Here is a 24,764-nt window from a genome sequence, read left to right on the forward strand (position 1 = left end):
CCAGGCCAGCGCAAATTCATCAGCCAAACGCTCCACGAACGAGCAACCCGCCTCGATTCGGTGCAAAAAACCGGCAGTAACATACGGTTTCCCCCAATAAACCCGGCAATGCATCACTTGGCACAACCACTGCATTGCTCCGTTCACCACACATAAAGCCCAACCTTCAACGACGAAGGCCCGGCTTCCCGAGAGAACGGGACCAGGACAAAGGCGTCCTCGCTAGGCAACTAGCGGGACGCCTTTTTTTGTTTGCGCAAAATTTGTCGAGCAACGCCTGACTGCCCACAAGAGGCCAGCCGAAGCTCCCCGGAGAACCTGATGAAAAAACTCAAACTGGTGATGATCGGCAATGGCATGGCCGGCGTCCGCACCCTGGAAGAACTGCTCAAACTGAGCAACGAGCTGTACGACATCACGGTCTTCGGCGCCGAGCCGCACACCAACTACAACCGCATCCTGCTGTCCCCGGTGCTGGCCGGCGAGCAAACGTTCGAAGAGATCGTGCTCAACGACCTCGACTGGTACCTGGAAAACAACATCAAGTTATTGCTCAACCGCAAAGTGGTGGAGATCGACCGGGTCAAACGCCGGGTGATCGCCGAGGACGGCACCGAAGCCGAATACGATCGCCTGCTGATTGCCACCGGCTCGACGCCGTTCATCCTGCCGATTCCCGGCAACAACTTGCAGGGTGTGATCGGTTACCGTGACATCGCCGACACCCAGGCGATGATCGACACCGCGAAAACCCACAAACACGCTGTCGTCATCGGCGGTGGCCTGCTGGGCCTCGAAGCCGCCAACGGCCTGATGCTGCGTGGCATGCACGTCACCGTGGTGCACATCGGCGAATGGCTGCTGGAGCGGCAACTGGACAAAACCAGCGGCCAACTGCTGCAAACCGCCCTCGAATCCCGTGGCCTGCATTTCCGCCTGTGCGAACAGACCCAGGCCCTGCACGACGCCGGCAATGGCCGCGTCGGCTCGGTGCAGTTCAAGAACGGCGACATCATCCCCGCCGATCTGGTGGTCATGGCCGCCGGCATCCGCCCCAATACAGAACTGGCGGAAAAGGCCGGCATCCCATGCAACCGCGGAATCCTGGTCAACGACACCCTGCAAACCTATGACCCGCGCATCTACGCCATCGGCGAGTGCGCCAGCCATCGCGGCATTGCTTATGGCCTGGTCGCGCCGCTTTTCGAGCAAGCCAAGGTTTGCGCCAACCACCTCGCGCAACTGGGCTTCGCGCGCTATCAAGGGTCAGTGACGTCGACCAAACTCAAAGTCACCGGCATCGACCTGTTTTCCGCCGGCGACTTCATGGGCGGCGAAGGCACCGAAACCATCACCCTCTCCGACCCGATCGGCGGGGTGTACAAGAAACTGGTGATCAAGGATGACGTGCTGGTCGGCGCCTGTCTGTACGGCGATACGGCAGATGGCGGTTGGTATTTCCGGCAGATTCGTGAGAATCACGCCATCGGCGAGATCCGCGATCACCTGATGTTCGGTGAAAACGCCTTGGGCGATGTAGGACATCAGGGCCAGGACAAAGCCATGTCCATGGCCGACACCGCCGAAGTCTGCGGCTGCAACGGCGTATGCAAGGGCACCATCGTCAAGGCGATTCAGGAACACGGCCTGTTCAGCGTCGATGAAGTCAAGAAACACACCAAAGCCGCGAGTTCCTGCGGCTCCTGCGCCGGGCTGGTCGAGCAGATCCTGATCAACACCGTCGGCGGCGCGGCCGACGTCAAACCGAAAAGCGAAAAAGCCATCTGCGGTTGCAGCGACCTCAACCACGGGCAGATTCGTCAGGCGATCCGCGAACAACATCTGCTGACCATCGCCGGCACCATGAGCTACCTCAACTGGCGCACCCCGAATGGCTGCGCCACCTGCCGTCCGGCGCTGAACTATTACCTGATTTCCACCTGGCCCGGCGAAGCCAAGGACGACCCGCAATCGCGCCTGATCAACGAACGCGCCCACGCCAACATTCAGAAGGACGGCACCTATTCGGTGGTGCCACGGATGTGGGGCGGCGTGACCAACCCGTCGGAGTTGCGACGAATTGCCGATGTCGCCGACAAGTACAACGTGCCGATGGTCAAAGTGACCGGCGGCCAGCGCATCGACTTGCTGGGCATCAAAAAGCAGGATCTGCCGGGCGTCTGGAAAGACCTCGACATGCCGTCCGGCCACGCCTACGGCAAATCCATCCGCACGGTAAAAACTTGCGTCGGTAGCGAGTTCTGTCGGTTCGGCACGCAAAATTCGACACAACTGGGCATCGAGCTGGAACACGACCTGTTCAACATGTGGTCACCGCACAAAGTGAAACTGGCCGTCTCCGGATGCCCACGCAACTGCTCGGAAGCGGGGATCAAGGACGTAGGAATCATCGGCGTCGATTCCGGCTGGGAGATGTACATCGGTGGCAACGGCGGGATCAAAACCGAAGTCGCCGAGTTCTTCGTCAAGCTCAAAACCGCTGAAGAAGTCCGCGAATACAACGGCGCATTCCTGCAGCTCTATCGCGAAGAAGCGTTCTATCTGGAACGCACCGTGCACTACCTGCAACGGGTCGGCATGGAGCACATCAAGAAAGCCGTGCTGGAAGATCCCGAGCGTCGCAAAGCGCTGAACGAACGCCTGCAATTCTCCCTGTCATTCGAACAGGACCCGTGGAAAGAGCGCCTGGCGCAGCCGCAACTGAAAAAAGAATTCGATGTGATCCCCGTGAAAAACCTGGAGGTGCCGGCATGAACTGGCTCGATATCTGCGCCCTCGATGAGATCAACGCCCTCGGTTCACGGATCATTACCGGGCCTAAAGGCGACATTGCGATTTTTCGTACAAGTGACGATGAGGTTTTCGCCCTCGACGACCGCTGCCCGCACAAGGGCGGGCCGTTGTCCCAGGGTTTGATCTACGGCAAACGCGTGGCCTGCCCGCTGCACAACTGGCAAATCGACTTGCAAACGGGCGAGGCACAAGCCCCGGACGTCGGCTGCGCCCACCATCACCCGGCGCGGATCGAAAATGGTCGCGTGCAACTGGCCCTGCGGGACGCCGTCTGATGAATCGCCAGACGAGCGCCTCGACCTGCTGTTATTGCGGAGTCGGCTGCGGCGTGCTGATCGAGCATGACGGCAAGCGCATTCTCGGCGTCAGCGGCGATCCGGCGCACCCAGCCAACTTCGGCAAACTGTGCAGCAAAGGCTCGACCTTGCACCTGACCGGCGACCTCGCAGCCCGAGCGCTGTACCCGGAACTGCGCCTGGCCAAAGGTTTGGCCCGCAGCCGCACTGATTGGGATACGGCGCTGGAACACGCCGCCAACGTGTTCGCCGATACCATCACCGAGCATGGCCCGGACAGCGTGGCGTTCTATATTTCCGGGCAACTGCTGACCGAGGATTATTACGCCTTCAACAAACTGGCGCGGGCGCTGGTCGGCACCAACAACATCGACAGCAATTCTCGGCTGTGCATGTCGTCAGCAGTGGTCGGCTACAAACGCAGTCTCGGTGCCGATGCACCGCCGTGCAGCTACGAGGATCTGGAACTCAGCGATTGCGTGATGATCGTCGGCAGTAACATGGCCTACGCCCATCCGGTACTTTTCCGGCGACTGGAAGAAGCCAAATCCCGCCGCCCATCGATGAAAGTCATCGTGATTGATCCTCGCCGCACCGATACCTGCGATCTGGCAGATCTGCATCTGGCAATTTTGCCCGGCACCGATGTCGCTTTGTTCCATGGGATTTTGCATCTGTTGTTGTGGGAAGACTGGATCGACCGTGACTTCATCAACGCCCACACCGAGGGCCTGACGGCGCTGAAAAGCCTGGTGCGCGATTACACCCCGCCGATGGTGTCGCAGTTGTGCGGGATCAGTGTCGAGCAGTTGCAGCAATGTGCTGAATGGGTGGGCACTTCGCCGAGCTTCCTGTCGTTGTGGTGCATGGGTTTGAACCAGTCCACCGCCGGCAGCGCCAAGAACAGTGCACTGATTAATCTGCATCTGGCTACCGGACAAATCGGCCGTCCCGGCGCAGGACCTTTCTCCCTTACCGGTCAGCCGAATGCCATGGGTGGGCGGGAAACCGGCAGTCTGTCCAACCTATTGCCCGGCCATCGTGACGCGGGCAATCCGGAGCATCGCGCCGAGGTAGCGGCTTATTGGGGGGTGGAACGGTTGCCCGAAACCGCTGGACTGAGCGCCATCGAACTGTTCGAGCAAGTACGCAGCGGCAAGATCAAGGCGTTGTGGATTGCCTGCACCAACCCTGCGCAATCGATGCCGGATCAAAGTGCCGTGCGTGCAGCACTGCAAGCCTGTCCGTTCGTGGTGTTGCAGGAAGCCTTTCGCACCACCGAAACCGCTGCGTTTGCTGACTTGCTGTTGCCCGCCGCCAGTTGGGGCGAAAAGGAAGGGTCGGTCACCAATTCCGAGCGGCGAATTTCCCACGTTCGCCAAGCGGTAGTCGCACCGGGCGAAGCGCGTCCAGACTGGGCGATCACGGTGGACTTCGCACAGCGTCTGGAGAAACGTCTGCGTCTTGATCAGCCAAGTCTGTTTGCCTTCGATCAACCCGCGCAGTTGTTCGATGAATACAAACTGCTGACGCGCGGGCGTGACCTGGATTTGTCGGGGATCAGCCATGCCTTGATCGACGAGATAGGCCCCCAGCAGTGGCCCTTCCCCTCCGGAGCCAGGCAAGGCACCCCACGCTTGTACGGCGACGGTATTTTTCCTACGGCAAACGGGCGTGCGCAGTTCATTGCCGACCCCTATCGCGCCGCCAAGGAACCGCGCGATGCACGTTTTCCACTGACGCTGATCACCGGTCGCCTGCGCGATCAATGGCACGGCATGAGCCGCACCGGCACCGCGGCGCAATTGTTCGGCCATGTCAGCGAAGCGGTATTGAGTCTGCATCCCGACGAGTTGCGCCGGCATCGCTTGCAGCCCGGGGATCTGATCAACCTGAAGAGTCGTCGAGGGGCTGTGATCGTCGCGCTAAGCAGCGATGACAGTGTGCGTCCAGGTCAGGCATTTTTGCCGATGCATTGGGGCGATCGCTTTCTCAAGGGTGGCGTGAACACGCTGACACTGAGCGCCTTCGACCCCCTGTCCAGGCAGCCGGAACTCAAACACAGCGGAGTGCGCGTGGAATCGGTGAACTTGCCATGGCGGCTATTCGCCCTCATTGAGGGCGATGTACAACGGCATTTCGAGACCCTAAGACCACTCTGCGAGGCATTTTCCTACGTAAGTCTCAGCCTTGTCGGACGTGAACGATCGGCATTGCTGATACGCGCCGCCAGCAGCGAGGCGCCAGATCCGCAATTACTGCGTGAGATTGACCAATGCCTGTCGCTTATCGACGGGCCCGTACTGGCCTACGACGACCCACGTCGCGCCATCGGCAAACGCGTGCGAATCGAAAACGGCCGAATCACTGCGATTCGGCTGGCCGGTGAGACCCTCGCGCAGCATTGGCTGCAGGGCCTATGGCTGGAAGGCCGCGCGGACGAACAACTGCGTCGCTGGCTACTGGCGCCAATGAGCGCACCACCCGGTAGCGCCGAAGCGCAAATCGCCCCGGATAAAACCTTGTGCAACTGCGAAAACGTCAGCCTCAACGCAGTCTGCGCCGGCATTCGTCAGGGTCTGGATCTGCAAGGGCTGAAAAACCAACTGGGCTGCGGCACGCAATGCGGCTCCTGCGTTGCGGAAATAAAACGCTTGCTGGCCGCCGATGTGCAGCCAGTCGCGACCATCGGATGAGGAAAACACCATGAATGCAAAAGTCTGGCTGGTGGGCGCGGGCCCCGGCGACCCGGAACTGCTGACCCTCAAAGCGGTACGCGCCTTGCGCGAAGCCGATGTGGTGCTGATCGATGATCTGGTCAACGACGCAGTGCTGGAACACTGCCCCACCGCGCGGATTATTGCGGTGGGAAAACGCGGTGGGTGCCGCTCGACACCGCAGGCGTTCATCCATCGGTTGATGCTGCGCTATGCCCGCCACGGTAAATGCGTCGTGCGGCTCAAGGGCGGTGATCCGTGCATTTTCGGGCGTGGGGGCGAAGAAGCGCTGTGGTTGCGCGAGCGTGGCGTCGAAGTCGAGTGGGTCAACGGCATCACTGCCGGGCTGGCCGGAGCGACGCAGTGTGATATTCCTCTCACATTGCGGGGTGTCGCTCGCGGTGTGACGCTGGTGACCGCACACACTCAGGACGACAGCCAATTGAACTGGCAGGCGCTGGCGCAGGGCGGCACAACCCTGGTGATCTACATGGGGGTGGCCAAGCTAGTCGAGATCCGCGATCAACTGTTGGCAGGCGGGATGGCGGCGGATACGCCGGTGGCAATGATCGAAAATGCGTCGTTGCCGGAGCAGCGCGAATGCCGGAGCAATCTGACGTCAATGAGTGACGATGCTTGCAGGTTTGAACTCAAGAGCCCTGCCATTCTGGTGATCGGTGCAGTGGCGGCTGTTGTTGAAGATCAAAAGATCGCAGCCTGTGGCAGCTCTGCCTAGGGGCCGCGTGCGTCTCGTAAGGCCAAATCACAGGCAAAGAAAAGCCCGGCATAAGCCGGGCTTTTCTCAGAGCGGCAGCTAATTACTTAGCTTGAGCTTCAACCTGCGCTTCTACGCGACGGTTTACAGCGCGGCCAGCTTCAGTTTTGTTGTCAGCAACTGGGCGGGATTCGCCGTAGCCAACAGACTGAACGCGGGACGATTCAACACCGTACTGGTTGGTCAGAACTTGCTTAACGGCGTTTGCACGACGCTCGGACAGTTTCTGGTTGTAAGCGTCAGGACCGACGGAGTCAGTGTGACCTTCAACAGTAGTGGTGGTGGATGGGTACTGCTTCATGAAGTCAGCCAGGTTTTTGATGTCGCCGTAGCTGTTTGGCTTCACAACCGACTTGTCGAAGTCGAACTTGACGTCCAGCTCAACACGAACAACTTCTGCAACTGCTGGGCAGCCGTCAGCGTCAACAGTTACGTTGGCTGGGGTGTCCGGGCACTTGTCAACGTTGTCGCAAACGCCGTCGTTGTCGCTGTCGGAGCAGACTTCAGCCGGTGCTGGAACTGGAGCAGCAGCAGGCTTGGAGCCGCCACCGAAGTTCACACCGATACCGACGCTAGGAGCCCACTCGGTGTCGCCCTGGTCGATGTTGTACTGAGCTTCAACGCCAGCACGAGCGTAGAAGTTGTCGGTGAAGTACAGCTTGGCACCGCCGCCAACGTTGGCGAAGGTGGAGCGGTTACGACCGCCGGAACCGTTCTGACCGATGCTCTGATCGGAGAAACCAGCCGATACGTATGGACGCAGCATGTCGCCTGGGTTGTTGAAGTGGTACAGAGCATCCAGAGCGGTGTTGGCGCCCTTGATGTTACGGCCATCGTCGGAACGCACGTTGTGCACTTCGTCGTAGCCCAGACGCAGTTCAACGTCGTCGGTCAGGAAGTAACCGATCGAACCGCCGAACAGGTTGCCGTTGTTCTTGAAGTTACGAGCGCTGTCGAATTGTTCTTTCTTTGCGAAGCCTTCGATTTCAACTGCGCCTTGGCCTTGTGCCAGAGCGCCGAACGAAGTGGCGGCAATCAAAGAACCAATGGCCAAGCCCAAGGTGTTTTTCAGTTTCATCCGTTAAATCCCCATCTGGTGATTGTGAAGCAGTCCCGCAAACCGGGGGACAACTCGGCGGCAATTCTATCAGAACTTGCCTACACGTAAGAGATATTTGCGCTGAACTAAGTTTCAGCAATGCCTGCAAATTTCTCACGTAATTTATCTAGAGCACGCTTGTACCGCATTTTTGTAGCACTCAAACCCATGTGCATGATGTCTGCGATCTCCTGAAACTCCAGCTCTGCGACAAAACGTAGCACCAGAATTTCACGGTCAATCGGGTTCACATACACCAACCAGCGATCGAGTCCACCCTTCTCTTCCGGTTTCGGCGCCTTTTCCTCAGACGCTTCTTCCAGCGGGTCAAGACTCAATGCGTCCATCAAGCGACGCTTTCGCCGTTCCTTTCGATACTGCGTAATACATTCGTTGTAAGTGATGCTGTACAGCCAGGTTTTGAACTTCGATTTCCCCTCAAAGTTCTTCAAACCATACAAAACCTTCAGCATCACTTCCTGACAGACATCGTCCGCGTCGCGATCGTTCCCGAGATATCTCGCGCAGACGTTAAATAATGTTCGCTGGTAACGCCGCATCAGTTCTTCATAAGCGCGCGTTACGTGAAAAAGCTCGGTATGCGAGCGCGCGACCAACTCCTCATCAGAGAGTTCGCGGGGGTCGTAGCGCGTGGATAGCGTATGGGCTTTATTCAAAACAAGTCGTGCCGACAGTCAGGTCAATGTCCGCCGCAACCAGCATCAGCTGGCATTTTGCGGCGGCATACATTAGCAGGGTTTGCCGGATTAGCGGCTACTCACATGCTGTTCCAGCAGGATCCGATTGGAAAGAGAGACTAGCTCACCCTCATCGGTCAGCAGTGTGGTTTTAACCGTGCCGATCTCTTCGATCTGGCCTTCGACCTCGCCAACACGCACTTGTTGCCCAACCTGATACAACTCACGCACATAGATTCCCGCAAGAATCTGACCGGCGATTTCCCGGCTTCCCAAGCCCATGGCCAGCGCAACGGCCAGACCAACGGTAATCAGAACAATGACGATCACATGGTTCAGAAGGTCGGTCTTGACCTCAAGCTGACTGATCGCAACCGAGATGCTGATGATGATCACCAGTCCCTGTGCAATTCGACCCAATCCCGAAGCGTAGTCCAGACCTACGCCTTCTGCTGCACCACGCACCAGCCCGTTGGCCAGTTGTGCGAGCAGAACACCTACCAGCAACACCAGCGCGGCGCCGAATACTTTCGGCAAATACAGCGCCAGGATGTCGAGCGTAGCCGAAACTCGCTCAAGCCCGAGGGATTCTGCTGCAGAAACCAGGAAAATGAGCAGAACGAACCAGTAGACGATTTTGCCAATCAGGGTCGAAATCGGTACCTGCAACCCGGCACGCGACATCAACTTGGTCAAACCGGTGCCGCCCATCAGGCGGTCGAGACCCAGTTTGGCAAGCAGCTTGGACAGCAAGGTATCGAGCAGCTTCGCCACGACGAAACCCAGCAGCAGCACGACCAGTGCGCCAAACAGGTTCGGGATGAAGTTGGCGACTTTGGTCCACAACGCAGTCATTGCAGTGACGAGGCTCTGAGTCCAGAGATCAAGTTCCATATTCAATCAGCCTTATCAGCAGTGCGAGCGGTAGGTTTACGAAGACGGGAAACCGGCGAAACATGGGCCGATCCGTTGTTCAAGGCGATCATCAGCGCGGGCAGCCAGCGGCCCAGCAGGCTGAACAGATCGCCGGCGCCGACCTGGCGGTTGGCGGTTTTGAGTACGCGACCCAGGCACGCATCGTCGTCGCGGCTGGACGGCGAAGCGTTGAGCATGTCACGCAAAGACTGTTCAAACGGATCGTGCATACGCACCTCTCGTGATGTCTGTGAAAGACGCGGGCAAATTTGGTCGGGTCACATGCGGCATCTCTAAACCCAACGCAAACGTCGGAACAACCACCACTGCCCAAGGGCCACAGCGACCATCAGCAGGCAAGCCACCAGGAAGCCGTAAGGACTCCCGGAAAGCGGAATTCCACCGACGTTTATACCCAGCAGACCGGTAATAAAACTCATCGGTAAAAAGATCCCGGTAATGATCCCGAAGCGGTACATCGTGCGATTCATGCGCTCGCTCAGGCGCCGGTCCTCAGCCTCCAGCACAAGCCCCACGCGCTCTCGGGTCAATTCGAGCTCTTCGAGATAACGCGTCAGGCTGTTGTTCAATTCGTTCCAGTAGTCGGCATCGTCATCGACGAACCAGGGCAGTTTTATCCGCGTCATCTGGCCGAAGATATCCCGCTGTGGCGCGAGAAAACGCTTCAGTCCAGCCGCCCTGCGACGGATGTGCAAAATGGCGCCATGATCGGGTGTATACCGTTCGTCGGCATCCATTTTTTCTTCTTCCTCATCGGCGATTTCCGAGAGGCAAGTGACCAGATCCTGCACCTTGTTGGTAAGGAACTGCGCCAGATAAAGGATCAGTTCAGAAGCGGTTTTCGGGCCTTTGCCGTCTGCCAGTTGCGCGAGCAATTCATCGGTAGCCCGCAACGGTCGCAAACGCAGGGAGATCACACGCTGAGCGCTGGCAAAAATGCGCACCGACACCATGTCTTCCGGCTCCGCGCCCGGATTGAGATTGACCCCGCGCAAAAACAGCAACAACTCGGCATCCGGCAACGGCAACAAACGAGGTCGGGTGTTCTCTTCCAGCAGCAGGTCGCAGGTGAATTCATTGAGACCACTGGATTTGCGCAGCCAGGTCTGGGTTTGCGGATGACTGCGATCCCAATGCAGCCACAGGCTTTCATGGGCCTGCAGTTGCAAATCGTCGAGTTCAGTCCGGGCTATCGAACGCGCACCGCCTTTACCGTCCAGCACCAGGGCATGCACCAGCCCCCATTGCGCGTTTTCTTCCTCGAACATCCTCATCCCTTTGTCGAAGGCTTATTCAGGCATCTTCAGCGGGCTCGGCGAGATGATCACGCCGTTGTTGTCCGCATAAATGTAGTGCCCCGGGTGGAACGTCACACCGGCAAAAGTCACCGCAACGTTGAGGTCGCCAACGCCGCGTTTTTCGGTCTTCATCGGATGACTGGCCAAGGCCTGAACCCCGAGATCGGTCTGGGCAATAACGTCGACATCACGGATGCAACCGTAGATCACCAGCCCTTCCCAGCCATTCTTTGCGGCCTTCTCGGCGATCATGTCGCCCAGCAGCGCACGGCGCAGGGAACCGCCGCCATCGACCACCAGCACCTTGCCGTGGCCGTTGAGCTCGGCTTGTTCCTTGACCAGCGAGTTGTCTTCGAAGCATTTGATGGTCACGATTTCGCCGCCGAACGAATCACGGCCGCCGAAATTGCTGAACATCGGTTCCAGCACCTGAACCAGCTCCGGATAAGCGTCGCAAAGGTCAGGCGTAAGGTAATGGTTCATCGAAAAACTCCTGTGAAAAGGAAGACGATCAGGGATGACGCACTCTTTTGAAACGAGTTCCGGCGGTCGCTGTTTACCTTAGTTCATCCCATGGTCGCTGAACGAACCTGAACAAACGCTGAAACGTAATAGCTAAACAGCCACCCAATATGACCAGAACCGCACAACGCGTCATATCTTAGCCGCAAGCCATGCCGAACGAAATGCCCTTTTCAGAGCCTGCGACTCAGCCTGCAGCCGCCATATCCGGCTTCCCACCCAGCAGGGGCGCTTGCTGATCGCTCAACCAGCGTGCAACCAGTGGCCACACTTGCGTCTGCGCAGATTTGCTCACCAACATCTCGACATGACCGAAATTTTCGCTGAAGCCCTGCTCGCGCCCCAGATTGACGAACTGTTTTTGCTCGCTGCCTATCTGCTCGAACAGTTTGCGACAGGCCCAGGCCGGGTCCTGATGGTCCCCCGCTGCGCTGACCGCCAGCACGGGCACTTGAACATCTGCCAAACCGGCCCACCAATCCTTGTCCTTGTCACCAAAACGACCGAACAAGCCATACCAGCGCATGCTTTCGATGGCCAGACCGATCGGCTCGTCTTCTGGCCCACGTTTAAGACGCGAGCCCGATAGCTGGGCAAATCGCTTGAGAATGAAGCGACTGCTCCACTCCACCGGTGGGATTTTCAGGGGCCAGTAGGTTCGGCTGACTTGCGTGCCAAAAAATGCCGCGGACGCCACGGCCGGCTCACCCAGGTATTCGCCGCCCAGCGCCGCCGCCAGGGTGATGCCGCCCAGCGAGTGCCCGAGCCAATGCGGAACCTGACCGCTCTGCTCGCGCACGAACGCGGCAATTGCCGGCAGATCGTATCGCGCGTAGTCAGCGACGCGATTGCGCCGGTAATCCTCGTTGCGCTGCGACAGACCGTGACCGCGCATCTCCGGGATCCACACGTCGAAACCCAGCCGTGCCAGGTACGCACCCAGCCCCAGACCTTTCGGGGAAAACCAGAAGCGCCGATTGGAAAAACTGCCATGCAACAGAATCACTGGCACGCCGCGCACGGCCGGTTCATCGGCCATACCCAAACGGGTGACGGCGATTTCCACAGACCAGTCCGGGCTGTTGCCGGGTTTCAATCGGTAAACATCTTCGCTCAGATCGCCGCGCCGCTCGGCGCTGATCAGGGCGACAGGAAATAGGTTGCTGCTGCTTTGCATAATGCTCTTGCACAAAAAAGGGCGGCATCCACAGGAGCCCGCCCTACTTCAATCTCAAAGCCTCGACCCGCAAAGGCAGGTCGAGGCTTCATTAACGACTTATTGGGCCGCTTGGCCTTCCGCCAGGAAGAACCAGGTTTCCAGCACGGTGTCCGGGTTCAGCGACACGCTTTCGATGCCCTGTTCCATCAGCCATTTGGCCAGATCCGGGTGATCCGAAGGCCCCTGACCGCAGATACCGATGTACTTGCCGGCCTTGTTGCACGCGGCAATCGCGTTGGCCAACAGCTTCTTGACCGCCGGATTACGTTCGTCGAACAGGTGCGCGATGATGCCCGAGTCGCGATCCAGACCCAAGGTCAGTTGAGTCAGGTCGTTGGAACCGATCGAGAAACCGTCGAAGAATTCGAGGAATTCTTCCGCGAGAATCGCGTTCGACGGCAGTTCGCACATCATGATGACGCGCAAACCGTTCTCGCCGCGCTTCAATCCGTTCTCTGCGAGCAGATCCACAACCTGGCTGGCTTCGCCAAGGGTGCGCACGAACGGCACCATGATTTCGACGTTGGTCAGGCCCATCTCGTTGCGCACCCGCTTGAGGGCCCGGCATTCGAGTTCGAAGCAGTCACGGAACGATTCGCTGATGTAACGCGAAGCGCCACGGAAGCCCAGCATCGGGTTTTCTTCTTCCGGCTCGTAGAGTTTGCCGCCGATCAGGTTGGCGTATTCGTTGGACTTGAAGTCCGACAGACGCACGATGACTTTCTTCGGCGCGAAGGCAGCCGCGAGGGTGCTGATGCCTTCAACCAGTTTTTCGACGTAGAAACCGACCGGATCGTCGTAACCGGCGATGCGCTTGTCGACGCTTTCCTTGATTTCCGGCGGCAGGCCGTCGTAGTTCAGCAGTGCTTTGGGGTGGACGCCGATCATGCGGTTGATGATGAATTCCAGGCGGGCCAGGCCCACACCGGCATTCGGCAGTTGCGCGAAGTCGAAGGCGCGGTCCGGGTTGCCGACGTTCATCATGATCTTGAACGGCAGATCAGGCATGGCATCCACGGAGTTCTTCTTGATGTCGAAGCCCAGTTCGCCTTCGAAGATGTAACCGGTGTCGCCTTCGGCGCAGGACACGGTCACGCCCTGACCGTCCTTCAGCAGGTGGGTGGCGTTACCACAGCCCACGACGGCCGGAATCCCCAGTTCACGGGCAATGATCGCCGCGTGGCAGGTACGGCCGCCCCGGTTGGTGACGATGGCGCTGGCGCGCTTCATCACCGGTTCCCAGTCCGGGTCGGTCATGTCGGACACCAGCACGTCGCCCGGCTGGACTTTGTCCATCTCGGACACGTCCTTGATGATGCGAACCTTGCCGGCGCCGATGCGCTGGCCGATGGCGCGACCTTCGACCAGCACGGTGCCGGTTTCTTTGAGCAGGTAACGTTCCATGACGTTGGCCTGAGTGCGGCTTTTCACGGTTTCCGGACGGGCCTGCACGATGTACAGCTTGCCGTCGTCACCGTCCTTGGCCCATTCGATGTCCATCGGGCACTGGTAGTGCTTCTCGATGATCATCGCCTGCTTGGCCAGTTCGCTGACTTCGGCGTCGCTCAGACAGAAACGCGCGCGGTCAGCCTTGTCGACATCGACGGTTTTGACCGACCGACCGGCCTTGGCCTCGTCGCCGTAAATCATCTTGATGGCTTTGCTGCCCAGGTTGCGACGCAGGATCGCCGGACGACCGGCTTCCAGCGTGCCCTTGTGGACATAAAACTCATCCGGGTTCACCGCGCCTTGTACGACGGTTTCACCCAGGCCGTAGGCGCCGGTGATGAACACCACGTCACGAAAGCCCGATTCGGTATCGAGGGTGAACATCACGCCGGCGGTGCCGGTTTCCGAACGCACCATGCGCTGCACGCCGGCCGACAGGGCAACCAGCTTGTGGTCGAAGCCCTGGTGCACGCGGTAGGAGATCGCACGGTCGTTGAACAGCGAAGCGAACACCTCTTTGGCAGCGCGGATGACGTTTTCCACGCCACGGATGTTCAGAAAGGTTTCCTGCTGACCGGCAAAAGAGGCGTCCGGCAAGTCTTCGGCGGTGGCCGAAGAACGCACGGCCACGGCCACGTCAGGGTTACCGGCCGACAGCGCGGCGAACGCGGTGCGGATCTCGGCATTCAGTTTTTCAGGAAACTCGGCTTCCATGATCCATTGACGGATCTGGGCGCCGGTCTTGGCCAGCGCATTGACGTCATCAACGTCGAGTGCGTCGAGGGCCTTGTGGATCTGGTCGTTGAGGCCGCTCAGTTCGAGGAAGTCGCGATAGGCCTGAGCGGTGGTGGCAAAGCCGCCAGGGACCGACACACCGGCGCCTGCCAGGTTGCTGATCATCTCGCCCAGGGATGCGTTCTTGCCCCCCACATGCTCAACATCGTGTTTGCCGAGCTTATCGAGGGAAACTACGTACTCTACCAAGGTGATCTCTCCACTAACTGTGTTGGAAAAGCTCAGAAGCCGGCGGCTCGGGGGAGCGTTGGCCGGCTGTATGGCCTGGACCTGGAAAATAAGTGAGAATGCGGGCCAATGGCGGCCGGCAAATCGCGCCTATCATATCCAGAAATGCTCATAAGTGTCCTGTACTGCCTATGCATGCCGATGTGGCGAGTGACTGTTGTTGCCAGACAAGGCGCCGCGGCAAGTCATAGCTGGCTATGGCGAGGAGCGGCAACGTAGTATGGCGACAACAGGCGCCGCCACGACGGCATGCATAGGCAACACAGGACACTCACTTAAGGCCCAAGGTGCAAATGAAACGATCTGCTTTCTTTATCTCCGATGGCACCGGCATTACCGCCGAAACCCTGGGTCAAAGCCTCTTGGCGCAGTTCGAAAACATAGGCTTCAGCAAATTCACGCGCCCGTACATCGACAGCGTGGAAAAAGCGCGGGCCATGGTACAACAAATCAACAAAGCCGCTGAAACCGACGGCTTTCGCCCGATTATCTTCGACACCATCGTCAATCAGGACATTCGTGAGATTCTCGCCACCTCCAATGGTTTCATGATCGACATTTTCTCGACCTTCCTGGCGCCTCTCGAGCAGGAATTGACCGAGCATTCTTCCTACACCGTCGGCAAGTCGCATTCGATCGGGCACAACTCCAATTACATGGAGCGCATCGAAGCGGTGAACTTCGCCCTCGACAACGATGACGGCGCCCGCACGCACTATTACGACAAGGCCGATCTGATACTAGTGGGCGTGTCGCGTTGTGGTAAGACGCCGACGTGCCTGTATATGGCGATGCAGTTCGGCATCCGCGCCGCCAACTACCCACTGACCGAGGACGACATGGAGCGCCTGACCTTGCCAGCCGCCCTGCGCGCGCACCAGCACAAGCTGTTCGGCCTGACCATCGACCCGGATCGCCTCACCGCGATCCGTAACGAGCGCAAGCCCAACAGCCGCTATTCGAGCTATGCCCAGTGCGAATTCGAAGTGCGCGAAGTGGAAAACCTGTTCCGCCGCGAAAACATCCCGAACATCAACTCCACGCATTTCTCGGTGGAGGAAATTTCGGCGAAGATTCTGGTCGAGAAAGGCGTGGAGCGGCGGTTCAAGTAGATTCGCGGTGCCTGATCTGAAACCTTCGCGAGCTTGCTCGCGAAGAACGATTACGCGGTTTCGGTGAGTGACCGCGCCAGCGCTTCAAACCCACCCAGCAACAACCTGTCATCCCCCACCGAATTGCACACACTCGCCCGAATAAACTGCGGCACCGCCGCGTGCCCGACGGCGAACGCCTCGGCGGTCGCCACCAGATAGTTGTTTTCCTTCAATTCCGCGGCAATCTGCGACGCCCGCCACAGCTCAGGCACTTGCAACCAGAAATGCGGGCTGTGGATATGCGTCTTGTAGCTCAATCCCTCCAGCGCCCCCGCCACCCAGGCCTTGCGCCGGCCGATCTCGCCGATCTGCTCATCCAGCAAGCGCTCGGCCATGCCGTTTTCGATCCACAGAGTCGCCACCTCCTGGGTCAATGGATTAGCCATCCAGCAGGTACCACGAATGGCGGAGCTGATGCGCCCAAGCAACGCTTGCGGCACATGCAGATAGCCAACCCGCACCCCCGCCGAAACCGCCTTGCTCAGACTGCCGATCAACACTGAACGCTCAGGGGCGAAATAACTCAGAGGCAGCGGACGCTGGCGATCCAGCACCGCGTGTGCTTCGTCTTCGAGGATCAGAAGGTTGTGTTGGCGACAGACCTCGGCAATCGCCTGGCGTCGTGAGATCGACATGACCGCCGCCGTAGGATTCTGGATCGTCGGCGTGCAATACAGCGCGGATACCCGGTGCTGACGGCAAATGTCCTCCAGCGCCGAGGGCAACAGTCCTTCGTCATCCATCGCGGCACCGATCAGCTTTATCCCGAGTTGGCGTGCGACGCTGATCAATCCGGGGTAGGACAAATGCTCGGTGACCACCGTGTCACCCGCCTTGAGCAAACCCATCAACGCGCACAACAGGCCATGCTGACCACCGTTGACGCACAGCACCTGATCGGCGTGCGGGACAAAATCCCCATGACGCAGCCATTGGGCACCCGCCGCTCGATGCCGTGGCAGTCCACCTTCAGCGGTGTATCCCGTCAACTGCTGCAAGCGGTGCGGATCACCGGCCAGTGTCTGTAGGGCTTGGCTCATCAAAGCCGTTTCCTGCCCGGGAATCGGCTGATTGCGACTCATGTCGAAGCAGGCCGGGGGCTCATCGCTGACATTGCGAAAGCCCTTGTCTTGCGGCCGCTCCATCCCGCGCTGACGCACATAAGTGCCGTCTCCTACACGGGCCACGACCCATCCCACACGCTCCAGTTCGCCGTAGGCACGGCTGACGGTGCCGATGGTGACGCCGAGGCTATCGGCCAACAACCTGTGAGGTGGCAACTTGCAACCGGCCTCGATAACACCGGCAACGATGGCCTTCTCGACCGCGTCCGCGAGGCGCTGATACTTCACGCCGACGCCATTGGCCAGGCCGTCACGCAGGATTGACACCATGGCAATACTTACTTTGACAGTCATTCTTGCCCCGAATAGCGTACTGAAAACAGGTTCAATCAGGGATAGACCTTTTCAGTAATCAGGTCAATTCCGTCGTTCGGAGCACACCGCATGTCGATCGCCCTCAGCACACCGTTGAACACCAGCAAACCCTGGCTCGCCGGGTTGGTCACCAGCGTGTTGTTTCTGATCGTCTGCCTGAGTTGGGGCACGACATGGCTGGGGATCAAGATTGCCGTGGAAAGTGTGCCGCCACTGACTGCCGCCGGGCTGCGCTTTCTGATTGCCTTTCCGCTGTTCCTCGGCTTCGCCGTATTGCGCAAAGAACCGCTGCTGTTCCCCCGGCGGAGTCGCTGGTTCTTTGTGTTCGTCACGCTGTCGTATTTCAGCCTGCCCTACTACTTGCTCAACTATGGCGAGATGCATGTGTCGTCCGGCCTGACCGCGCTGTTGTTCAGTTGCATGCCGGTGTTCATCCTGATTTTTTCTGCGCTGTTTCTGCGCGAGAACATCCAGGCGACGCAAATACTCGGGATCGCCATCGGTTTCGGCAGCCTGTTCATGATCATCCGCAGCCAGGGTTTGCATCTGGATCAGGCGCAATGGCTTGGTGTACTGGCGATTCTCAGCGCGGCGATCATGCACGCGCTGTGCTACGTGATCACCAAAAAGCACGGCAGCGCAATCAGTGTGATCACCTACAACACTCTGCCCATCGGCATTGCCGGTTTGATGCTGCTGGTCACCGGCCTTTCGCTGGAAGACCCGACGTTCGCCACCATCACGCCACGCTCCTGGGGGGCGCTGCTGTACTTGGGGCTGATAGCGTCGGTCGGCGGCTTTATCGTCTATTTCGTCCTGCTCAAACGCCTGAGCCCGGTGCTTCTGTCATTCGTGTTCATCATCTTTCCGGTGTTCGCCGTGATCATCGGCGCCTGGTACGAAGGCACGGAAATTTCTCGCGAGCTGATGCTGTATTCAGCCGTCCTGCTGGGCGGATTTGCGATCACCAAGCTGCCAGCCAAGCGCTAACAATCATGCATTGAACATCGGAGGTTCAAATGTCGGTACACACCATGGAAACCCTCAGTCTTTTTAACAATGCCCCTTATCAGCGCGATTTCAGTGCCCGGGTGATCGCGGTGGTTGATCAGGCCGTCGTCCTCGAACACACGCTGTTCTATCCCACCGGTGGCGGGCAGCCGGGCGACACCGGGCACTTCAGCTTGCCGGATGGCACCCGGATCGAGGTGACGGGAACGCTGCGCGACCCGTTGCTGCCGTCGATCATCTGGCACAACGTTGCGCAATGCCCGCCTCAGCTATGCGTCGGCGCCCTGCTCAACGCCAGCCTGGACTGGGCGCGGCGCTATCAACACATGAAGATGCACACCTGCCTGCACCTGCTGGGCTCGATCATCAATGCGCCGGTCACCGGGTGCAGCATCAGTGCCGACAAGGGCCGGCTGGATTTCGACCTGCCCCAAATGACCCTCGACAAGGACAGCCTCACCCACGACCTCAACGCGCTGATCGAGCAGGCCATTGCCGTCACCACCCTGTCGATGCCCGCCTCGGAGTTTCCCGCACTGCTGGAAAAAACCGGCAGCAAAACGATTAACCCGCCGGCGATTCAGGGTGAATTGCGAATGGTCGAAGTGATCGGCATCGACCTCCAGCCCTGTGGCGGCACCCACGTACAAAACACCCTGGAAATCGGTCGAGTGTTTTGCGAAAAAATCGAGAAGAAGAGCAGGACCAACCGCCGGGTGATCCTGCGGTTTGAATGAGCCCTAGATCACGAACAGGTCGACGAAGCGGTTCACCGCAGTCGCCTCAAGCTGCGCCTGATCTGTGCACAGCGCGAAGATCTTGCCGCTGCGTTGGTCGGTGAAACGGGTTGCCAGGTTCGTCTTGAACTTGTCTTCGAGCAACGGAATGCCTTCGGCGCGACGGCGACGGTGACCAATCGGGTATTCCACCACCACGTTCTCGGTGCTCGAACCGTCCTTGAAAAACACCTGCACCGCGTTGGCAATCGAGCGTTTGTCGGCCTCCAGATACTCGCGAGTGAAGCGCGGGTCTTCGACAATGACCATTTTTTCGCGCAGCACATCAATGATCGGGTGGGCCTTGTGAAAATCGTCTTCGTATTGCTCGGCCACCAGATTGCCGAACGCCAACGGCACAGCGGTCATGTACTGAATGCAATGGTCACGGTCGGCCGCATTGGCCAGCGGCCCGACCTTGGAAATGATGCGAATCGCCGACTCATGTGTGGTGATGACGATGCGGTCGATTTCATGCAGGCGATTGCGCACCTGAGGGTGCAGCGTGACCGCCGCTTCGCAAGCTGTTTGCGCATGAAATTCGGCCGGGAAGCTGATCTTGAACAGCACGTTTTCCATCACGTAACTGCCAAACGGCCGCGAGAAACTGAAGCTGCGTTTATCCTCCGGTTTTAAGGTCAGATCGCTGTTGGTGTGGCTGAACAGCACGTCGTAAAAGCCCCACTGTTTCGCGCTCAAAACACCGGGAATGCCCATCTCACCGCGCATGGCGATGTCCGCCAGGCGCACGCCACGACTCGATGCATCCCCCGCCGCCCAGGATTTGCGCGAGCCGGCGTTCGGCGCATGCCGATATGTGCGCAGCGCCTGTCCGTCAGCGAACGCATGGGACAACGCCGACAACAACTGCTCGCGATTGGCCCCCATGAGTTTGGCGGTGACGGCGGTTGAAGCGACTTTGACCAAGATGACGTGGTCGAGTCCTACGCGGTTGAAGGCATTCTCCAGTGCGATCACGCCCTGAATCTCATGGGCCATGATCATGGCCTCCAGCACATCGCGAATCGTCAGCGGCGCTTCACCGTTGGCCTGACGTTTTTGCGAAAGGTGATCGGCCACCGCGAGAATCGCGCCGAGGTTGTCCGACGGATGCCCCCACTCGGCAGCGAGCCAGGTGTCGTTGTAATCAAGCCAACGCACGATGCAGCCGATGTCCCACGCGGCTTTCACCGGGTCGAGGCGATAGCTCGTGCCCGGAACTCGTGCCCCGAACGGCACGACAGTGCCTTCGACGATGGGGCCAAGGTGTTTGATGCATTCGGGGAAACGCAACGCCAGCAGGCCACAGCCGAGCGTGTCCATCAGGCAGTTGCGGGCGGTGTCGAGGGCTTCGCTGGAGTCAACTTTGAAAGAGAGGACGTAGTCGGCGATGTCCTGCAGGACACGGTCGTAGTCGGGGCGATTGTTCAGGTCTACGTTGGCGCTCATGTTCGATTCACTCTTGAAGTGGTTCGTTGACGGGACCTCGGTTCAGGGCTGATTTTTTGGGTTGAAATACTATCCCCAAGGAGCGGGTTTGCTCACGAAGGCGCAGTGTCAGTCGACATCATTGTTGCCTGGTGCGCCGCCTTCGCGAGCAAGCCCGCTCCCACAGGGAATGAAGTGTTACTTAAAAAGCGTCGCCGGGAATGCGCACGTAGCCTTCCATCAATACCCGCGCACTGCGACTCATGATGGCCTTCTTCACCACCCACTCACCGTTTTCCAGACTGGCCTCAGCACCGACCCGCAAGGTCCCGGACGGATGGCCAAAACGCACGGCATTGCGCTCGATGCCACCCGCCGCGAGGTTTACCAACGTGCCGGAAATGGCAGCAGCGGTACCGATCGCAACGGCTGCGGTGCCCATCATCGCGTGGTGCAATTTGCCCATCGACAAGGCGCGCACCAGCAGATCAACGTCACCTGCCGCAACCGCCTTGCCACTGGAGGCCACGTAATCCGCAGGCTTGGCCACGAACGCGACTTTCGGTGTGTGTTGGCGCTTGGCGGCTTCATCCAGATTGGCAATCAACCCCATGCGCAACGCACCGTAGGCACGAATGGTTTCAAACATTTGCAGCGCTTTCGGATCGCTGTTGATCGCGCTCTGCAACTCGGTGCCGGTGTAACCGAGGTCGGCGGCGTTGACAAAGATCGTCGGAATGCCGGCATTGATCATGGTCGCCTGGAACGTGCCCACACCGGGCACTTGCAGTTCATCGACCAGGTTGCCGGTGGGGAACATTGAGCCTCCGCCGCCCTCTTCGTCTGCTGCCGGGTCCATGAACTCCACTTGCACTTCGGCGGCCGGAAAGGTCACCCCGTCGAGTTCGAAGTCGCCGGTTTCCTGCACCTCGCCATGGGTGATTGGCACATGAGCAATGATGGTCTTGCCGATGTTGGCCTGCCATACGCGCACCACCGCTACGCCGTTTTGCGGGATACGGCTGGCGTCGACCAAACCATTGCTGATCGCGAACGAACCGACCGCCGCCGACAGGTTGCCGCAGTTGCCGCTCCAGTCCACGAACGGCTTGTCGATGGAGACCTGACCGAACAGGTAGTCGACGTCGTGATCGGCTTTGATGCTTTTCGACAGGATCACGGTTTTGCTGGTGCTCGACGTGGCGCCGCCCATGCCGTCGATCTGCTTGTCGTACGGGTCGGGGCTGCCGATCACCCGCAACAACAACGCATCGCGGGCCGGGCCGGGAATCTGCGCCGCCTCGGGCAGGTCCTTGAGACTGAAAAACACGCCTTTGCTGGTACCGCCACGCATGTAGGTAGCGGGGATCTTTATTTGAGGTGCGTGAGCCATGGTGCTCCTTAACAAAGGCGCGGGACTCAAAAGCCCACGCCCACATACGATGATTTAAACGGCAACCGACGACTCTTCGAGGAAGTCCTGAGCGAAGCGCTGCAACACGCCGCCGGCCTCGTAGATCGACACTTCTTCAGCGGTGTCGAGGCGGCATGTCACCGGCACGTCGACGCGCTCGCCGTTCTTGCGATGGATCACCAGCGTCAATTCAGCGCGCGGTGTGCGGGCGCCGATCACGTCGTAGGTTTCGCTGCCGTCGATGGCCAGGGTGTGACGGTCGGTGCCCGGTTTGAACTCCAGCGGCAACACGCCCATACCCACCAGATTGGTGCGATGGATACGTTCGAAACCTTCGGCAGCAATCGCCTCGACCCCAGCCAGACGCACGCCCTTGGCCGCCCAGTCGCGGGACGAACCCTGACCGTAATCGGCGCCGGCAATGATGATCAGTGGCTGCTTGCGCTCCATGTAGGTTTCGATGGCTTCCCACATGCGCATCACTTGGCCTTCCGGCTCGACGCGGGCCAGCGAACCCTGTTTGACCTTGCCGTTTTCCACCACCATTTCGTTGAACAGTTTCGGGTTGGCAAACGTTGCGCGTTGCGCAGTCAAGTGGTCACCCCGGTGGGTGGCGTAGGAGTTGAAGTCCTCTTCCGGCAAGCCCATTTTCGCCAGGTATTCGCCGGCGGCGCTGTTGAGCATGATCGCGTTCGACGGCGACAGGTGATCGGTGGTGATGTTGTCCGGCAGCACCGCCAGCGGGCGCATGCCCTTGAGCGGACGCGCACCCGCCAGTGCGCCTTCCCAATACGGCGGACGACGAATGTAGGTGCTCATCTCACGCCACTCGTACAGCGGCGTGACTTTCGGGCCGGTGTCTTCGTGGATGGCGAACATCGGGATGTAGACCTGACGGAACTGCTCCGGTTTGACCGAGGATTTGACCACGGCGTCGATTTCTTCGTCGCTCGGCCAGATGTCTTTGAGGCGGATTTCCTTGCCGTCGACCACGCCCAACACATCCTTCTCAATGTCGAAGCGGATGGTGCCAGCGATGGCGTACGCCACAACCAATGGCGGCGAGGCCAGGAACGCTTGCTTGGCGTAGGGGTGAATCCGGCCGTCGAAGTTGCGGTTGCCCGAAAGCACGGCCGTGGCGTACAGATCACGATCGATGATCTCTTGCTGGATCACCGGGTCCAGCGCACCCGACATGCCGTTGCAAGTCGTGCAGGCAAATGCGACGACACCGAAACCGAGTTGCTCCAGCTCCGTTGTAAGCCCCGCTTCATCGAGGTACAGCGCCACGGTTTTCGAGCCCGGGGCCAACGAGGATTTGACCCACGGCTTGCGGGTCAATCCAAGCTTGTTGGCATTGCGCGCCAGCAGGCCGGCGGCGATGACGTTGCGCGGGTTGCTGGTGTTGGTGCAACTGGTGATGGCGGCGATGATCACCGCGCCGTCGGGCATCTGCCCCGGCACCTCTTCCCACTGGCCGCTGATGCCTTTGGCCGCCAGATCGCGGGTGGCGACGCGGGCGTGCGGGTTGCTCGGGCCGGCCATGTTGCGCACGACCGAGGACAGATCAAAGGTCAAACCACGCTCGTATTGCGCACCTTTGAGGCTGTCGGCCCACAGGCCGGTGGTCTTGGCGTATTGCTCGACCAACTGCACTTGCTGGTCTTCGCGACCCGTGAGTTTCAGGTAATCGATGGTCTGCTGATCGATGTAGAACATCGCCGCCGTGGCGCCGTATTCCGGGGCCATGTTGGAGATGGTGGCGCGGTCGCCGAGGGTCAGCGCGGCAGCGCCTTCGCCGAAGAACTCCAGCCACGCCCCGACGACTTTCTGTTTGCGCAGGTATTCGGTGAGTGCCAGCACCATGTCGGTGGCGGTGATGCCCGGTTGCAGCTTGCCGGTCAATTCGACGCCGACGCTTTCCGGCAGGCGCATCCACGAGGCGCGGCCGAGCATCACACTCTCGGCTTCGAGACCGCCAACGCCGATGGCGATCACGCCCAGTGCATCAACGTGCGGGGTATGGCTGTCGGTGCCGACGCAGGTGTCCGGGAACGCCACACCGTCGCGCACCTGGATCACCGGCGACATTTTCTCCAGGTTGATCTGGTGCATGATGCCGTTACCCGGCGGGATCACGTCGACGTTCTTGAAGGCCTTTTTGGTCCAGTTGATGAAGTGGAACCGGTCTTCGTTGCGACGGTCTTCGATGGCGCGGTTTTTCTCGAACGCCTGGGCATCAAAACCGCCCGCTTCGACGGCCAGCGAGTGGTCGACGATCAGTTGCGTCGGCACCACCGGGTTGACCTGCGCCGGGTCGCCGCCTTGCAAGGCAATCGCGTCGCGCAGACCAGCGAGGTCGACCAGCGCGGTCTGGCCCAGAATGTCGTGGCACACCACACGGGCCGGAAACCACGGGAAGTCGAGGTCGCGTTTGCGTTCGATCAGTTGCTTGAGGGAATCGGTGAGCGTGGCCGGATCGCAGCGACGCACCAGGTTTTCCGCCAGCACGCGGGAGGTGTACGGCAGGGTGTCGTAACTGCCGGGCTGAATCGCCTCGACCGCCGCACGGACGTCGAAGTAATCCAGAGGACTGCCGGGCAGGTTCTTGCGAAATTCTGTGTTCATCGGGTCAGGACTCGGGTCACGGTAGTTTCAAGAGGTGAACATTGCACCGGCACTGAAGTGGACTCGGT

The 24,764-nt window shown here is 59.4% G+C and carries 19 protein-coding genes; 7 read left to right on the forward strand and 12 right to left on the reverse strand.

The window, feature by feature from the left end:
* The first annotated feature begins 321 nt into the window (after positions 1 to 321).
* From nirB to cobA, 4 genes are read left to right on the forward strand one after another with little or no spacing between them, the layout of a single operon-like run.
* Positions 322 to 2,775 carry a nitrite reductase large subunit NirB gene (gene nirB / locus AACY18_RS12205; RefSeq protein WP_339464969.1) on the forward strand — a complete coding sequence of 818 codons (2,454 nt, stop codon included), beginning with the start codon at positions 322 to 324 and terminating at the stop codon, positions 2,773 to 2,775.
* Positions 2,772 to 3,089 (forward strand): nitrite reductase small subunit NirD, encoded by a 318-nt coding sequence (gene nirD, locus AACY18_RS12210; protein ID WP_339432472.1) that lies wholly within the window; start codon positions 2,772 to 2,774, stop codon positions 3,087 to 3,089. The genes nirB and nirD overlap by 4 nt, the downstream gene beginning before the upstream one ends.
* The gene (locus AACY18_RS12215) at positions 3,089 to 5,806 is read left to right on the forward strand and encodes a nitrate reductase (protein ID WP_339464970.1); all 2,718 of its coding nucleotides are present in this window, start codon (positions 3,089 to 3,091) and stop codon (positions 5,804 to 5,806) included. The genes nirD and AACY18_RS12215 overlap by 1 nt, the downstream gene beginning before the upstream one ends.
* Before the next feature lie 10 nt (positions 5,807 to 5,816).
* A complete protein-coding gene (gene cobA, locus AACY18_RS12220; protein ID WP_339464971.1) occupies positions 5,817 to 6,563 on the forward strand; it encodes a uroporphyrinogen-III C-methyltransferase in 747 nt (248 codons plus the stop codon).
* Between the two features lie 82 nt (positions 6,564 to 6,645).
* Here cobA and AACY18_RS12225 read toward each other — a convergent pair whose 3' ends face one another.
* The 8 genes from AACY18_RS12225 to ppsA form a co-directional block, all read right to left on the reverse strand.
* Complete coding sequence (locus AACY18_RS12225) at positions 6,646 to 7,680, reverse strand: OmpA family protein (protein WP_221733928.1); 1,035 nt, start codon at positions 7,678 to 7,680, stop codon at positions 6,646 to 6,648.
* Positions 7,681 to 7,787: 107 nt separating this feature from the next.
* Complete coding sequence (gene sigX / locus AACY18_RS12230) at positions 7,788 to 8,378, reverse strand: RNA polymerase sigma factor SigX (RefSeq protein WP_166222309.1); 591 nt, start codon at positions 8,376 to 8,378, stop codon at positions 7,788 to 7,790.
* A gap of 90 nt (positions 8,379 to 8,468) precedes the next feature.
* Positions 8,469 to 9,293 (reverse strand): mechanosensitive ion channel family protein, encoded by an 825-nt coding sequence (locus AACY18_RS12235; protein ID WP_221733929.1) that lies wholly within the window; start codon positions 9,291 to 9,293, stop codon positions 8,469 to 8,471.
* A gap of 2 nt (positions 9,294 to 9,295) precedes the next feature.
* Positions 9,296 to 9,544: a hypothetical protein gene (locus AACY18_RS12240; RefSeq protein ID WP_008076827.1), complete on the reverse strand. Its 249-nt coding sequence runs from the start codon at positions 9,542 to 9,544 to the stop codon at positions 9,296 to 9,298.
* A 63-nt stretch (positions 9,545 to 9,607) separates the two neighbouring features.
* Positions 9,608 to 10,603, reverse strand: a complete 996-nt coding sequence (locus tag AACY18_RS12245) for a zinc transporter ZntB (protein WP_339432476.1) — start codon at positions 10,601 to 10,603, stop codon at positions 9,608 to 9,610.
* 21 nt (positions 10,604 to 10,624) lie between these two features.
* On the reverse strand, positions 10,625 to 11,116 hold the full coding sequence (gene rraA, locus AACY18_RS12250; protein ID WP_339432477.1) for a ribonuclease E activity regulator RraA: 492 nt from the start codon (positions 11,114 to 11,116) through the stop codon (positions 10,625 to 10,627).
* Between the two features lie 226 nt (positions 11,117 to 11,342).
* Positions 11,343 to 12,332, reverse strand: coding sequence for an alpha/beta fold hydrolase (locus tag AACY18_RS12255; protein WP_339432478.1), 990 nt, complete (start codon positions 12,330 to 12,332; stop codon positions 11,343 to 11,345).
* 99 nt (positions 12,333 to 12,431) lie between these two features.
* Complete coding sequence (gene ppsA / locus AACY18_RS12260; protein ID WP_339432479.1) at positions 12,432 to 14,807, reverse strand: phosphoenolpyruvate synthase; 2,376 nt, start codon at positions 14,805 to 14,807, stop codon at positions 12,432 to 12,434.
* A gap of 332 nt (positions 14,808 to 15,139) precedes the next feature.
* Here ppsA and ppsR point away from each other — a divergent pair, with 332 nt between their 5' ends.
* Positions 15,140 to 15,958: a posphoenolpyruvate synthetase regulatory kinase/phosphorylase PpsR gene (ppsR, locus tag AACY18_RS12265; protein WP_339432480.1), complete on the forward strand. Its 819-nt coding sequence runs from the start codon at positions 15,140 to 15,142 to the stop codon at positions 15,956 to 15,958.
* Positions 15,959 to 16,008: 50 nt separating this feature from the next.
* Here the strand turns inward: ppsR and AACY18_RS12270 are convergent, their stop codons facing one another.
* Positions 16,009 to 17,418, reverse strand: coding sequence for an aminotransferase-like domain-containing protein (locus tag AACY18_RS12270; RefSeq protein WP_339464973.1), 1,410 nt, complete (start codon positions 17,416 to 17,418; stop codon positions 16,009 to 16,011).
* A 90-nt stretch (positions 17,419 to 17,508) separates the two neighbouring features.
* Here AACY18_RS12270 and AACY18_RS12275 point away from each other — a divergent pair, with 90 nt between their 5' ends.
* Both AACY18_RS12275 and AACY18_RS12280 read left to right on the forward strand, forming a co-directional pair.
* Entirely contained in the window at positions 17,509 to 18,429 is a 921-nt protein-coding gene (locus AACY18_RS12275) for a DMT family transporter (RefSeq protein WP_339432482.1), read from the forward strand.
* A 29-nt stretch (positions 18,430 to 18,458) separates the two neighbouring features.
* Complete coding sequence (locus AACY18_RS12280) at positions 18,459 to 19,187, forward strand: alanyl-tRNA editing protein (RefSeq protein ID WP_339432483.1); 729 nt, start codon at positions 18,459 to 18,461, stop codon at positions 19,185 to 19,187.
* 3 nt (positions 19,188 to 19,190) lie between these two features.
* Here the strand turns inward: AACY18_RS12280 and prpD are convergent, their stop codons facing one another.
* The 3 genes from prpD to acnD all read right to left on the reverse strand — a co-directional run bounded on the left by prpD (position 19,191) and on the right by acnD (position 24,696).
* Complete coding sequence (gene prpD / locus AACY18_RS12285) at positions 19,191 to 20,675, reverse strand: 2-methylcitrate dehydratase (RefSeq protein WP_339432484.1); 1,485 nt, start codon at positions 20,673 to 20,675, stop codon at positions 19,191 to 19,193.
* 181 nt (positions 20,676 to 20,856) lie between these two features.
* Positions 20,857 to 22,047 carry a 2-methylaconitate cis-trans isomerase PrpF gene (gene prpF, locus AACY18_RS12290; protein WP_339432485.1) on the reverse strand — a complete coding sequence of 397 codons (1,191 nt, stop codon included), beginning with the start codon at positions 22,045 to 22,047 and terminating at the stop codon, positions 20,857 to 20,859.
* Positions 22,048 to 22,101: 54 nt separating this feature from the next.
* Positions 22,102 to 24,696, reverse strand: a complete 2,595-nt coding sequence (acnD, locus tag AACY18_RS12295) for a Fe/S-dependent 2-methylisocitrate dehydratase AcnD (RefSeq protein ID WP_339464975.1) — start codon at positions 24,694 to 24,696, stop codon at positions 22,102 to 22,104.
* Between the last annotated feature and the right edge of the window lie 68 nt (positions 24,697 to 24,764).

The sequence above is a fragment of the Pseudomonas sp. EA_65y_Pfl2_P74 genome, assembly GCF_963970575.1.
Lineage (GTDB): Bacteria > Pseudomonadota > Gammaproteobacteria > Pseudomonadales > Pseudomonadaceae > Aquipseudomonas > Aquipseudomonas baetica_A.